This is a genomic window from Kosakonia sp. (genome assembly GCF_032104925.1).
GTDB lineage: Bacteria > Pseudomonadota > Gammaproteobacteria > Enterobacterales > Enterobacteriaceae > Kosakonia.
The window spans coordinates 208,279-220,888 of the sequence record NZ_DAMCGF010000004.1 but is presented as its reverse complement, the minus strand read 5'-3'; the positions used below and the strand labels follow the sequence as shown (position 1 = coordinate 220,888).

The following is a 12,610-nucleotide window of genomic DNA, read 5'->3' as shown; positions in this document are numbered from 1 at the left end:
GCATGCATATACCTTTAATGAATATAGCTGTTGTTGTGATAATCTGTTTTGTCCTTTATTGTCTGCTTTTTAAATTCAGGGATGCAAAGTTTTCTTTTTTGAATTTGTTCCGGCATAAAAAAAGAACACTTTCAACAATGATTGCCATAATGCTGGGTGGTGTGTCTATTTTTTTATATGGTGGGTTTATTGACTATTCTTTTTGGATTTTGAAGGAGCAGACAATTCGAACAAATATCGGACACGTACAGATCTATAATCCAAAATATTTTGAGACATCCAATAAAAGCCGCAGCCTGATTGCAGATTATGCAAACCTGAAAAAAAAAATCCTCAGCGATCATGAGTTATCTGATGATATTTCAACTATTTCAGGACAACTGGAGTTTAGCGGCGTTGTATCACAATACGAAAATGAAACCTCCAGTTTTTTTTCAGGGTTTGGTGTGGAACCATTGCCATCATTAAAGCTCGGTTCATTCGATAAAATTATTTCTGGGAGTGATTTATCGCGAGTGAAAACCAATGAAGTTACCCTCGGGGAAGGACTTGCCGCAACGCTAAATGCGAATTACGGTGACTGGCTTGATATAATGACAGTCAACACCCATGGTGGTCAGGGCGCACTTTCATTGAAATTACGTGGCATCTTTTCCTCAGGAATTAAAGATTATGATGATGTTGCGATGAAAATGCCTTTGGCGACAGCACAAAAATTGATGGGTTCAGATGGTGTAAGTAAAGTATTAATCTTACTTAAAAAAGATAATACAGATCTTTTTATTAAAAATTTGCGGCATTTTATTGATGAACATCATTTGCCATTGATCGTTAAAAGTTGGAAAGATACTTCTATTTTTTATCAGCAAGTGGAGGGGTTACTCTCTGGTATTTATTTCTTCATTAAGCTTATCGTGGTCCTCATCGTAATATTTATGATCAGTAATGCGATGACGATGAATATTATAGAGCGTACACGAGAAATCACCACGCTACGGGCTATAGGTTTACAGCCATTTCATGTTTCGCGGTTATTCCTGCTGGAAGGCATATATATTGGGATCCTCGGTGCGATAGGTAGTCTTGCCATCGGCTTTATTCTAGCAGGTATCATTAATCTACATGGTATTGCCATGCCTCCCTCTCCCGGGCAAACGCAAGGTTATACTGCTTTCATTAAAACTAATAACGCCGAGTTGATATGGCTAACGTTTGTATTACCTGTGCTAACCTCCTCGTTAGCGTCAATATTACCTGCGTTACGAGCATCCCGGTTAAATATATCAGATGCATTTAAATTTTCTTAAGGTTGAGTATGATTGGTGCCGCTAGTTTTCGAACCATTATTGTGTCTGTTTTTTTTATGATGGCAAATGCCAGTGCGATAGCTGCGGTCGGTGCGCTGGATATTATTCGGCGAGCTGACGAAATTCGCTCACCCAATAAACCTTTTCGATATACCGTTACAGTGCTTGAGTACAAAGATGGTGTAGAAAAAGAAGAAAATAAACAGATCCTTGATATCTCGATGCGATTTATGAAGCCTGAAAAAGGAATGCCGGCTGATGCTCGCTCATTAGCTCGGTTTATTTATCCGCCAAGGGATAAGGGTAATATCATGCTATCTGATTGGTATGATCTTTGGTTTTATACGCCAACCCTTCGACGACCTATACCTATATCGAGAGAACAAAGATTGGTCGGACAGATTTCAAATGGTGACGTAATCGTGACCAACTTTGAATATTCCTATAGCGCAACGCTGACGGAAGATAGGCCCTGCGGGGAATCGATCTGCTACGAACTCGTCTTACTGCGTAAATCGGATGCAGTGACATACCCAAAAATTATCTATCTGGTTGAAAAAGAAAATTATCACCCATATCAGGCATCTTATTATTCGATGGACGATAGACTGCTTAAAACAGTCCAGTACCAAAATTTTCAAATGGTACTGGGGGAAATGCGACCAATGAAAATCATTGTGCGAGATGCAAAGCATAGTAAAGGTTATTCTGTTATGGAGTACAGCGATGTCAGGTTCGAGTCTTTACCGGAATCTAACTTTACCCGGGAATATATCCAGCGAGGTGTTAAGTGAGTTGCCGCATAAATCTGGTGACTTTGTCATTCATATTGTTACCTGTTAGTCTCTCTGCAAATTGTCTTTCTGGTTCAGATATACAAAAAAAAGCTGATGTCACACTATCGTTACAAGGCTCTTATACAAAAAAGAAACCATCGATATGGAATATTGAAGGTAAGAACGCCTATGTAAAAGATAATGTTAATAATAGCGCAGGTGTGAAATTCGGCAGTGATTGTTCGCTTATAGAGGAACGGCTCAATTTAGATCTATCACTTTATGGATTAACTTATTATCCATGGCGAGCACCTGGTAAGTTTGATAAGGATAACCATCGTTCACGAATGCTACTGAATCAGGTTAAACTTACGTTTATAGCCTCTGACAACATTCGTCTGGAAGTCGGTAAGCTCAGAGATAAACCGGGTATTTTCTTTCTTAAATCGCCATCGGCTCTGCTAACTAATTACTATGCGGGATTCAAAAATGACCGCCTTTATACTCCGGCAATGAAATCGGTTTATGCTGAATCATTTTGGGGAGCGAGCCTTATTCATGATACAAGGGATTACGGTCTGGCTTTCACTGTCGCACCTCGATTAGCACGAATAAATAAGCGCTATGAGTCGTCAGGCAATTGGTCTGCTGATCAACGCTCTAATTCCAGTGAACGCTATCTGTTAAGTTATACAGAATATCGTCTTAAAAATCATACGCCGTCAATTAATGTGATGTCAGGAGAATCTCGCTCTGTTGCTTTAGCTGACAGTTTTAATTACACACCACAATGGATTATCAATGCTGAGATTGCCTTGCACTCAGCCCAGCAATGGCGGCATTTTTCACAGCAAAGGGCTGCTGCGGTGCAAAATTACGTTTTTCCTTCTTCGCTCTATGCCACCGAAAATAAACAGGGTATTGAGTTGGCGATAGGGGGGCAGTACACAACCGATAACTTCAGTTTGTTTGGCATGGAATACTACTTTCAAAGCGAAGGATATTCCGCACGTGAGTGGCACCAGCAAATGAATTTTGTCGATTACCTCAATACCAAAAATCAGTATGCTGCATTAGATCAGGTGTTTGACGCGTATAAATACCTTATGGGGGCAGAAATTAGTAATGTTGCAAATAAAGGAAACCTACAGGGAAAACACTACATTAATGCGTATGCAAGTTTAGCTTTCAAAGGTGGCTCTAGCCTGCAACCTTATATTATTACCAATATGATGGATTACGGTTCGTTAGTAGGTGTGCACTACTCAACACCGCTTAATTATTTTGACGGAAAAGTGGAAGGTTATGCTGGTATGTTTTCAGCATTTGGCTCAAGAGATGCTGAATTCTCCCACTTTGGTAGAACGATTGGTTTGTATCTGGGGTTTGAATATCATTTATAAGGATATTATCTATGGATTTAAATAAGACTTCACAGCCTGTTGTTTTTCTTTTTGCTGGCCAGGGTAATCCTGTTATCGGTATGGGGGCAGATTTATGGAATATAAATCAAACAACATGTGCTATCTGGGATTGCGCCAGTGATATTTCGGGTATGGATATTAGGCGATTATGTCTAAAAGGACCAATGAATCGCTTGATCCAGACTACGGTACAACAAATTGCTGTAACCGCGATGAATATAACGCTCTACACCCTTTGTAAAGACAAACTTGGGGACATGCGCGTTACAGGTTCATGCGGGCATAGTGTCGGAGAATATAGCGCTCTTTATGCTGCCGGAGCAGTAACACTGGAAAATTTGTTCCGCCTGATCCATCTTCGTTCGCAGGTTATGGATGAGGTTAGTAAAAAATATAAAGGCTATATGTTGGCGGTAAGAGGCATAGATAATACCGCTCTCAGTCAAATGATTAATGAATCTGAGCTACCAATCGATATCAGTTGTGATAATAGCCACCGGCAACAAGTGGTTGGCGGAACGATAGCTGCTCTTAATGAGTTCTCACGTCAGCTCCGTGCTGCTGGCCATGAGCCTGTGAAGCTTGGCGTAAGCGGTGCCTGGCACACGCGTTTGATGGCCGAAGGCGTACCCTTAATGCGCAAATATCTGTCTGACGCTGAAATTTGCCCACCCCAGCACGATGTCGTCATGAATGTGACGGGGAGGGCAGAAACTGAACCAGTAAAGATCAAAGAAAACCTCTCCTTGCATTTGACACATACTGTTAAATGGGCGGATTCCATGTCGCTTTTTTTAGGAAATAAAAAACCGACCTTATTTATCGAAATTAGCCATAAAGCTTATCTTGGGAAAGTATTAATGGATTTTGTAAACTTTAAACCTGAGATGACATTGCATTGCAGGGGATTATTTTAAATATAATGGTGCTATTGTGATTCCAGACTATCTCAAATTTATACGCATTCAGGACAAAAAAATACTGCCGTTTCTCTTCATTGTCGTTTTTATTATGATTGGTTTTTATTGGAAGAATAATGGCTATAAATTTAATCAAAATGACACTTATTATCTCAGCGGTATTATGGGTATTTTATTCTTTAACTCAATTTATGAACTTAAAGCTTTTTGGGCATACAAATGCGTTACAAAAGCAATTGATTTCTCTTTTTTTTCTGGGAGTAAACTTAGCAAAACAGATGCATCGTTTTCTCACCCATTTATTGCCAGTATTTTATTTGCTGTCGTTTTTTGGTTAATCATATGGAGCAGTTTTTTAGTTCATCCAGCAATGTATGTACTGATTCCTTTGCTGGCAATTTCACCGATTTTTATTTACGGTGTGTTTCGGAACTTAAGGACCAGTTATATTAAGCAGGTAGCAACAGCAGCGGTTGAAAAGGTGAAGTATAAACACCTTTATCGCTATATTTTTGCCTATCTTTTACTTGGTGTCGCTTTAAATTTGCTGACGATTTCGCCTTTGAAACATGAGGCGGATTTTTCGCAGCGGGCAGGCGTTTTCTCTGCCAGGGTAGTGATCGCAATGTTTATTGCGTGTTGTATTGTTTTGACGATGAATCTGCTTTTTACACGGTTGTCGAAACGTTATATCTTTCTCGGTAGGTTGTTTTTAAAAGAAATTGATTTTTACTTTTCAGTTTCATTGCCATGGCCTGCATTCTATGAAAAACCTTTTTGGTTGAGAATTCTTTTGTTACTGCTCATAGAGTTTGTATGGATCATTTTCGTTAGTATGCTGCTGGCATGGTCCGGATGGCAACTCTGGTTTGAGATCTATTTTCTGATCTGTTTTTTACCTTGCATTGGCTTTAACTATTTGCACGTTTACGCGCTTTGGCATCGGGATTTTCTGATGGCGTGTGACATGTACTTCCGCTGGGGGACGATCGACAAACAGACTCATCTCTGGTGATAGAAATAAACCGCCTGTAGCATCTATATCACTACAGGCGGTAATAATCTTTTGCTTGCATGTTTTAAAAGCTGTAATCCAGTTCTCTTATACTGGTAGGTGAGGTGAAAAAAGTTGATGATTCTTCAAGTAGTTTATCCCTTATCAGAAGTAGGTCACTTATTTTTTTGCCTCCCAATTTTTTGCACGCCTTGTTGCGGTAAGCATAAACTCTTTTTGGCGGTATATTGAGTGTTTTAGCTATCAGGTGGATGTTTTTGCCTTTTAGTGATTCTTTGAGAATAATATTCTCGATATCACTGAGGTCACTCTCTTTGATCGAAAGTTCTTTTTTCTTCTTTGCCACAGCTCTAATAGCTCGACTTATTTCAAGAAGCGAGTCCCTGGATTTGATGACCAGATCAGCATCATTAATCACAATATCTCTCGCTGCACCTAAAATAACCAGTAATTTACAGACTTTATTAAGCGGTGAGATTGCTTTCGCATAGGTGCTGTTCTTTACATCCAGATGAAGGATTACGACGTCATCAGGTGTTAGTTGGTTAGTAAGAGAGGAATCTAACTCATGTGCAACTATGTCCCATCCCTTAGACTTGGCTAATGAAATAATTCCATTCTGGAAATAAACATCGTCACTGATCGTATAAATCTTCATGTGTTTGCTCGATATCGTATTGAATAATTCGGGAGATAATTCCTGGATTATAGGTAGTCAGGAGTGGAACCTGTAATTAAATAGTCTTAAATAAGACCTTGTAATAAGATAAGGTTAGTTACAGGGTGGATTGTAATTGCGTATTTGCAGTCTATACTTCTTGGGTGCATTACTTGATTTTGTTGTTTTAAATGATTGAGTTGTTAGTGATGCATTTCAGGTAGTATTTATTTTTTTATCTTGTAGAACGTTTTTTTCTTGGCATATTATTTCGTTTTTTTAAAAAAGACTGGAGAACATTCAACGTTTGTTGTGAGTTTCCGGCTTGCGATATTCAGCACACTGATGAGGGCAAGCAGAGAGCGCGTTAACTATCGTAAGGGTTTAAGTAATGGAAAATTATCTTAAATTGATTAAAAGCGAGTGGACTCATCTCATTGATAAAACAGATGAACGTATTCGTTTTTTAGTTGCAGAAGTTGGCAAAACGCATGCGCATATTCTGAGCCAGGAATTCTACCGTATCGTTCTGATTGACCCTCATGCGGAGGAGTTCCTTTCCAATGATCAAGTAGAAAGACGCCTTAAAAGTGCACTGGAGACGTGGATTATCGATGTGTTGACTTGCCAGGTTGATGATATCGATAAGGTTATCGCCGTTCAGCAACACGTTGCTTCCATTCATGCGCGCATTGGTATTTCGGTTGAAATCGTCGAAATGGGCTTCCGGGTTCTTAAAAAAATACTCTTTCCGGTGATCAATTCGTCAACTCACAGCCCAGCAGAGAAACTTGAAGTTTACCATTACGCCATTAACAGTATTGATCTTGCCATGGAAGTGATGTCACGAGCTTTTACCTTTACTGAACACAATTCTGCGAAAGAAGATGAGAATTATCGCATTTTCACTTTGCTTGAGAACGCAGAAGAAGAGAAGGAACGTCAGACTGCTGCGTTGCTAAGCTGGGAAATTGATCTTATCTACAAAATCATTTTGGATGCTGATTTGGGTAATAGCCTGACTTTCAGTCAGTCAGACTTTGGCCTGTGGTTTAACCATAAAGGCCGCCACTATTTTAGCGGTATTGCCGAAGTGGGACATATCTCACGCCTCATTCAGGACCTGGATGAAGTATTCCGCAATACGCGCAATACACCCAGAGCATTAAGTAACCGAACACTGCGCATAAAATTTTTAATTCAAATAAGAAACACCGTTTCGCAGATTATTACCATGTTACGTGAATTGTTTGAGGAAGTTTCCCGGCATGAAGTCGGAATGGATGTGCTGACTAAACTTCTTAATCGACGTTTCTTGCCGACGATATTTAAACGCGAAATTGCACATGCCAAGCGCATGAATACACCGTTGTCTGTATTAATTATTGACGTTGATAAATTTAAACAGATTAACGATACATGGGGGCATCATACTGGCGATGAGATTTTACGCAAAGTCTCCAGCGCTTTCTATGACAATGTGCGCAGCAGTGATTATGTTTTTCGTTATGGTGGTGATGAGTTTGTCATTATTTTAACCGAGGCGACGGAGTTTGATACTTTGCGTATTGCTGAGCGCATCCGTAGCCGTGTTGAAAAGATCACGGTTGTTTCGCCTTCTGGGGATAATATTGCATTGTCTCTCTCTATCGGGGCGGCAATGTATAGTGGTCACCCTGATTACGAACGTTTAATTCAGGTCGCTGATGAGGCGCTCTATATTGCAAAAAATAAGGGTCGCAATCGCGTCGAATTATGGAAAGAGCCTGGTTGAATTGTCCGGATGAATTGGCGGTATATTATTTTTACCCGTTTAGCGCTTCTTTTCGTTTTTTACGAAAAGGTGAAGCAGTGTAATTAATCTGTGCTGCTGTACCTGGAGCAGGAATGTTTTTGACGATCATCAACATGCGCGGACATATTAACCGCTTTTTAGCCACGCTGGCTTTGTTTGCCTTCAGATTTTCCTCTTTCTGGTCTTGCTGAATCATCCGCATTTGTTACTCTTTTTACTTTCATGTCAAAGGATGGCAGAAGTGAAAATTTGCTCTTATTTGTTGGCCCTCTCGCTTGGGCTCACCACCACGGTAGCCTGCGCGCAGCAAACCTATATTCCGGTACTGTTAAATCTGTCGATACTGCTCGATTTCAACCCGATCAAAGGACATGTCAAAACCATCGATTCCACTGGAACCGATGATAAAGGCAACGAGGTTTATACGCTCCATGTGGCGTTATCTGCCGAGGGCTGCGTACAGGCGTTACGTCGCGATGGTAAGTCCGATAACAGCCATATGAATTTGGTCCATGAAGGAAAAGCGTTAAAAGGGACATTTAATGGCAAACCTGTCGCTTTTGGGCTGGATGAAAAATGTAATTTAATGAGTCGTGATGATAGTGAGGGGCATCTTGATTATAAAACCAATGCGCAAGGCCTGCTGGGCGAGACAATGCTGCGGACACTAAAAATTACCGATCATTTCTACGACACTGGTGGCAATATCAAAAAGGTGCAATATTACTCTGGCGATCTCGTCGCCTCCTCAACCAGCATTCACTACCCTGATAGCATCAATAAACCGCTTGATTATACGATGGTCAATGAATCTGCGCTTGATGCCCGGTTCAATTTTACTGCGGTAAGTGAATGCCAGTATGACGAAAGGAAAGTTCCGGTTCTTTGTCACTTCAATGTCACCCCGGCAAACGGCGGGGATGCGGTGACGCATATGACGATCGCCACCCGCGCGAGTTTTTACTGAGTAATAAAGCGGAGCCAGCCAGTGGCTCCGCTTTATTTACAAACTACCGGTAAATGTTAATCGCGGGCGTAGCGTGAGGCAGGTTTACCATTGCGCGAAGCGCTAAACAGCGCCAGCCGCGCTGCTTCCCAGTTATCCCACAGCTGTAAATCCTCGACTGGCGGAATCGTGACCAGTTCTCCCTGGTCAAGACCTGCCAGTGCCGCATCGACCAAATCTTCGCTGGTCATTACCGAGCCTTCGGGTAGCGCATCAAGTGTAATACCGGAATGCCCCCAAATTTCGGTCGCGGTCGCGGCTGGCAGTACGGCCTGAATGCGAAGATTACTTCCGGCAAACTCCTCCTGCAAACCACGGGTGAAATTAAGTACCCAGGCTTTCGTCGCGCTGTAGACCGCGCTGCCTGCACGAGCATGGAAAGCAACGACTGAAGCAATATTAATAATGGTTCCTTGGTTGTTTTCCACAAAACGCGGCAACGCTGCCAGTGTCAGACGCATTAGCGCCGTGGTATTCAGCGTGTTGATGGCTTCATGTTGATCGGCACCGCTGCTGAGGATAGGGGCAAGATTTGCTGCACCGGCATTGTTTACCAGCAGACTTATCGTCGTATCGTCACGTAAAACCGTTTCAACCTGCTCGATTCCTTCAGCCTTGCTGAGATCGGCAACCAGTGTGCTGATTTTTACGCCATGGCGATGCTGCAAATCGTCGGCAAGTGCTTGTAAGCGATCGCCGCGACGCGCAACCAGCAGCAGGTCGTAACCACGGGCCGCAAGACGATCGGCATAGATGGCGCCAATCCCTGAAGAGGCGCCGGTAATCAGGGCAGTTGTCATTTTCTCTTACCTCGTTGTTAAATGGTTTTATCATAAAACTAAATTGAGCTTCCGATATTTGGTTTTATAATGCAACCAAATGAGGCGGCAAAAAGTGCGATTTGATAATTGTTTGAGGTAACAGACTGAATTGTCAGAGTTTGGTAGTTCGCAGCCGCACGTCCTCTGGCTGCAACTCACGGCCATCCTCGGCGCGCAGAGCCAGTTTTTGTAAGGGCCGATGCGTTTGGCTATCGACCAGCACGCTGGCGGGCTCATCCTGCCCGAACAACCACTCCTGTCCCCATTGGGAAAGAGCGACAAGCACCGTTTGCAGGGAACGGCCTTTTTCCGTCAACACATACTCCTGCCAGGCGCTGCCGTCAGAGGCTGGTTGCGTGCGCAAAATCCCTTCATCCACCAGCAATTTAAGACGTGCAGTCAGCATGTTTTTGGCAATACCCAGGTTTTTCTGGAATTCGCCAAACCGCGTCACGCCTGCTAGTGCATCACGCACAATGAGTAACGACCACCAGTCGCCAATGATATTCAGTGAACGAGCAACAGGGCAGAAAGTTTCTTCAAAGCGGGTACGTTTCATCGCGGTTCTCCGGTTAGCGGTTTAATTATAAAACCACATCGCGCGGCTTCACACCGCTTTTTGCGCCAGTGCACACTCCGCAGATCTTATGCGCGTGAGTTGTCATGAATGTGTCACAATCTAATTTCGGGTAGAAAAATAAGGAAAGCATAATGAAAACGGTTTTTTGGCTTAGCGCAATTGCCGCCACCATGGCACTCCCCGCCGCGATGGCGCAAACGGCACCACAGGGTTATCAGTTACAACAAGTGTTGATCATGAGTCGTCATAACTTACGTGCACCGCTGGCGAATAATGGCAGCGTGCTGGAGCAATCAACACCCAACAAATGGCCCGAGTGGGATGTGCCCGGCGGGGAGCTGACCACCAAAGGCGGCGTGCTGGAAGTGTATATGGGGCACTATATGCGCGAATGGCTCGCGGAGCAGAAGCTCATTGCGGCGGGAGAGTGCCCGTCGCCAGAAAGTGTTTACGCGTGGGCTAACAGTCTGCAACGCACTGTCGCGACGGCGCAGTTCTTTATCAATGGCGCGTTTCCTGGCTGTGATGTCCCGGTACATCACCAGGAAAAAATGGGCACCATGGATCCGACCTTTAATCCGGTGATCACGGACGAGTCTGCCGCGTTTGGCCAGCAGGCGGTAAAAGCGATGGAAACTCAGCGCCAGCACTATGCGCTGGCAGAGAGCTATAAACTGCTGGAAAAAATCACCCGCTATCAGCAGTCACCGGCCTGTAAAGAGAAACAACAATGCTCACTGGTAGATAGCACCGATACCTTCAGCGCGAAATATCAGCAGGAGCCGGGTGTTTCCGGGCCACTGAAAGTGGGGAACTCCTTGGTGGATGCGTTCACCTTGCAGTACTACGAAGGGTTTCCAATGGACCAGGTGGCGTGGGGCGAAATCAAAACCGATCAGCAATGGAATATTTTGTCGAAGCTGAAAAATAGCTACCAGGATACCTTGTTCACCTCGCCGGAAGTGGCGCGTAACGTGGCAAAACCGCTGGTGAAATACATCGACAAAACGCTGGTGGAAGAGGCTGGCCGGGCGCCAAAACTGACCCTGCTGGTGGGGCATGACTCCAACATCGCCTCGTTGCTCACGGCGCTCGATTTCAAACCTTATCAACTGCATGACCAGAACGAACGCACGCCGATTGGTGGGAAGATCGTTTTCCAGCGCTGGCATGACACGGCGGGTAATCGCGATCTGATGAAGATTGAATATGTTTATCAGAGCCGCGATCAACTGCGCAAAGCCGAAGCATTAACCCTGAAATCCCCGGCACAGCGTGTCACGCTGGCCTTAAACGGCTGCCCGGTAGATAAAGAAGGGTTCTGTCCGATTGATAAGTTCAACGCGGTAATGCGCGACGCGGCGAAATAAGCGAAACGAAGTGCTCCCCCGCGATAGCGGGGGAGCCGGATGCTACACATTTTGCCGTTCTATGGTTTGTTCGCCCCAGAAAAGAGAATCTTTATCGGTTTTTTCAAAGGCGCGTAGCAACACTTCATCGCTGCCTTCCTCCCAGATTTTCTCTGCCAGCTTTTCGTCATAATCGGCGAGTTCGAAGATCGCCTCGGCAATTTCCGGCGACGTATTACGTAAACTGGCCCATTCACCAACGCGATGGGCTTTTGCTTCTTGAGTTGGCATCTCTCTCCTCCTGTGGAAGGTTAACCGTTGAGTTTTACTGCCAGGCCCGCAACGTATTCGCCCTGATAACGGGCAATTGCCAGCTCTTCATCACTGGGCTGTCGGGAACCGTCGGCACCGGCAATGGTTGTTGCGCCATAAGGTGTGCCTCCGCGAACCTGCGTAATATCGAACAACTCCTGGGCAGCGTAGCCAATCGGCACAATCACCATCCCATGATGTGCAAGGGTAGTCCAGGTTGACGAGATTGTATGTTCCTGGCCGCCGCCGGTGCCGGTGGAGCTGAAGACGCTCGCCAGCTTGCCGTACAACGCGCCCGAGGCCCACAACCCACCAGTCTGATCAAGGAACGTTCGCATCTGTCCGGACATATTGCCGAAGCGCGTCGGAGTACCAAAAATGATGGCGTCGTAGTCAGCCAACTCTTGCGGCGTGGCGACTGGCGCGTTTTGCGTCTTACCGCCTGATTTCAAAAATAATTCTGCCGGCATGGTTTCCGGTACGCGTTTGATGACCACATCCGCGCCATTCACTTTTTGCGCACCTTCGGCAACGGCATGCGCCATCGTTTCAATATGTCCATACATTGAATAATAAAGCACCAATACTTTGGCCATTTGCCTCACTCCTTATTTGATGATTTACGGCAGCAGATCGCTGCGTTCTTT

Annotated in this window: 14 protein-coding genes; 8 read left to right on the top strand and 6 right to left on the bottom strand. The window is 44.3% G+C overall.

Annotated elements, in window-relative coordinates; all coding sequences use genetic code 11:
* Positions 1-2: 2 nt before the first annotated feature.
* From RT644_RS10355 to RT644_RS10335, 5 genes are read left to right on the top strand one after another with little or no spacing between them, the layout of a single operon-like run.
* On the top strand, positions 3-1,307 hold the full coding sequence (locus RT644_RS10355) for an ABC transporter permease (protein ID WP_313626566.1): 1,305 nt from the start codon (positions 3-5) through the stop codon (positions 1,305-1,307).
* 56 nt (positions 1,308-1,363) lie between these two features.
* Positions 1,364-2,101 (top strand): outer membrane lipoprotein-sorting protein, encoded by a 738-nt coding sequence (locus RT644_RS10350; protein ID WP_313626751.1) that lies wholly within the window; start codon positions 1,364-1,366, stop codon positions 2,099-2,101.
* 17 nt (positions 2,102-2,118) lie between these two features.
* Positions 2,119-3,486 (top strand): hypothetical protein, encoded by a 1,368-nt coding sequence (locus RT644_RS10345; RefSeq protein WP_313626565.1) that lies wholly within the window; start codon positions 2,119-2,121, stop codon positions 3,484-3,486.
* Between the two features lie 11 nt (positions 3,487-3,497).
* Complete coding sequence (locus tag RT644_RS10340) at positions 3,498-4,424, top strand: ACP S-malonyltransferase (RefSeq protein WP_313626563.1); 927 nt, start codon at positions 3,498-3,500, stop codon at positions 4,422-4,424.
* Between the two features lie 16 nt (positions 4,425-4,440).
* Positions 4,441-5,442 carry a hypothetical protein gene (locus RT644_RS10335; RefSeq protein WP_313626562.1) on the top strand — a complete coding sequence of 334 codons (1,002 nt, stop codon included), beginning with the start codon at positions 4,441-4,443 and terminating at the stop codon, positions 5,440-5,442.
* 64 nt (positions 5,443-5,506) lie between these two features.
* On the opposite strand, the gene RT644_RS10330 is transcribed toward RT644_RS10335, so the two are convergent.
* Complete coding sequence (locus RT644_RS10330; RefSeq protein WP_045506820.1) at positions 5,507-6,100, bottom strand: helix-turn-helix transcriptional regulator; 594 nt, start codon at positions 6,098-6,100, stop codon at positions 5,507-5,509.
* Positions 6,101-6,491: 391 nt separating this feature from the next.
* Here RT644_RS10330 and RT644_RS10325 point away from each other — a divergent pair, with 391 nt between their 5' ends.
* A complete protein-coding gene (locus RT644_RS10325; RefSeq protein ID WP_020457302.1) occupies positions 6,492-7,874 on the top strand; it encodes a diguanylate cyclase in 1,383 nt (460 codons plus the stop codon).
* A gap of 31 nt (positions 7,875-7,905) precedes the next feature.
* Here RT644_RS10325 and RT644_RS10320 read toward each other — a convergent pair whose 3' ends face one another.
* Entirely contained in the window at positions 7,906-8,097 is a 192-nt protein-coding gene (locus tag RT644_RS10320) for a hypothetical protein (RefSeq protein WP_313626561.1), read from the bottom strand.
* Between the two features lie 30 nt (positions 8,098-8,127).
* On the opposite strand from RT644_RS10320, the gene RT644_RS10315 reads away from it, so the two are divergent.
* Positions 8,128-8,862 carry a YnfC family lipoprotein gene (locus RT644_RS10315; RefSeq protein ID WP_313626560.1) on the top strand — a complete coding sequence of 245 codons (735 nt, stop codon included), beginning with the start codon at positions 8,128-8,130 and terminating at the stop codon, positions 8,860-8,862.
* Positions 8,863-8,918: 56 nt separating this feature from the next.
* On the opposite strand, the gene RT644_RS10310 is transcribed toward RT644_RS10315, so the two are convergent.
* Positions 8,919-9,701 carry an SDR family NAD(P)-dependent oxidoreductase gene (locus RT644_RS10310; protein ID WP_097407805.1) on the bottom strand — a complete coding sequence of 261 codons (783 nt, stop codon included), beginning with the start codon at positions 9,699-9,701 and terminating at the stop codon, positions 8,919-8,921.
* A gap of 133 nt (positions 9,702-9,834) precedes the next feature.
* Positions 9,835-10,281: a helix-turn-helix domain-containing protein gene (locus tag RT644_RS10305; RefSeq protein WP_313626558.1), complete on the bottom strand. Its 447-nt coding sequence runs from the start codon at positions 10,279-10,281 to the stop codon at positions 9,835-9,837.
* 152 nt (positions 10,282-10,433) lie between these two features.
* On the opposite strand from RT644_RS10305, the gene agp reads away from it, so the two are divergent.
* A complete protein-coding gene (gene agp, locus RT644_RS10300; RefSeq protein ID WP_313626556.1) occupies positions 10,434-11,672 on the top strand; it encodes a bifunctional glucose-1-phosphatase/inositol phosphatase in 1,239 nt (412 codons plus the stop codon).
* A 42-nt stretch (positions 11,673-11,714) separates the two neighbouring features.
* Here agp and RT644_RS10295 read toward each other — a convergent pair whose 3' ends face one another.
* Together RT644_RS10295 and wrbA are read right to left on the bottom strand one after the other, a co-directional pair.
* Positions 11,715-11,942, bottom strand: a complete 228-nt coding sequence (locus RT644_RS10295) for a YccJ family protein (protein ID WP_017456265.1) — start codon at positions 11,940-11,942, stop codon at positions 11,715-11,717.
* A 20-nt stretch (positions 11,943-11,962) separates the two neighbouring features.
* A complete protein-coding gene (gene wrbA, locus RT644_RS10290) occupies positions 11,963-12,559 on the bottom strand; it encodes an NAD(P)H:quinone oxidoreductase (protein WP_020457307.1) in 597 nt (198 codons plus the stop codon).
* Positions 12,560-12,610 lie beyond the last annotated feature (51 nt).

Bases quoted from the DNA above. Each gene is read 5' to 3' on its own strand.
- RT644_RS10325 (WP_020457302.1), top strand. From the start codon at position 6,492: ATGGAAAATTATCTTAAATTGATTAAAAGCGAGTGGACTCATCTCATT.
- RT644_RS10340 (WP_313626563.1), top strand. From the start codon at position 3,498: ATGGATTTAAATAAGACTTCACAGCCTGTTGTTTTTCTTTTTGCTGGC.
- RT644_RS10295 (WP_017456265.1), bottom strand. From the start codon at position 11,942: ATGCCAACTCAAGAAGCAAAAGCCCATCGCGTTGGTGAATGGGCCAGT.
- RT644_RS10315 (WP_313626560.1), top strand. From the start codon at position 8,128: ATGGCAGAAGTGAAAATTTGCTCTTATTTGTTGGCCCTCTCGCTTGGG.
- RT644_RS10320 (WP_313626561.1), bottom strand. From the start codon at position 8,097: ATGCGGATGATTCAGCAAGACCAGAAAGAGGAAAATCTGAAGGCAAAC.
- agp (WP_313626556.1), top strand. From the start codon at position 10,434: ATGAAAACGGTTTTTTGGCTTAGCGCAATTGCCGCCACCATGGCACTC.
- RT644_RS10305 (WP_313626558.1), bottom strand. From the start codon at position 10,281: ATGAAACGTACCCGCTTTGAAGAAACTTTCTGCCCTGTTGCTCGTTCA.
- RT644_RS10350 (WP_313626751.1), top strand. From the start codon at position 1,364: ATGATGGCAAATGCCAGTGCGATAGCTGCGGTCGGTGCGCTGGATATT.
- RT644_RS10330 (WP_045506820.1), bottom strand. From the start codon at position 6,100: ATGAAGATTTATACGATCAGTGACGATGTTTATTTCCAGAATGGAATT.
- RT644_RS10355 (WP_313626566.1), top strand. From the start codon at position 3: ATGCATATACCTTTAATGAATATAGCTGTTGTTGTGATAATCTGTTTT.
- RT644_RS10310 (WP_097407805.1), bottom strand. From the start codon at position 9,701: ATGACAACTGCCCTGATTACCGGCGCCTCTTCAGGGATTGGCGCCATC.
- wrbA (WP_020457307.1), bottom strand. From the start codon at position 12,559: ATGGCCAAAGTATTGGTGCTTTATTATTCAATGTATGGACATATTGAA.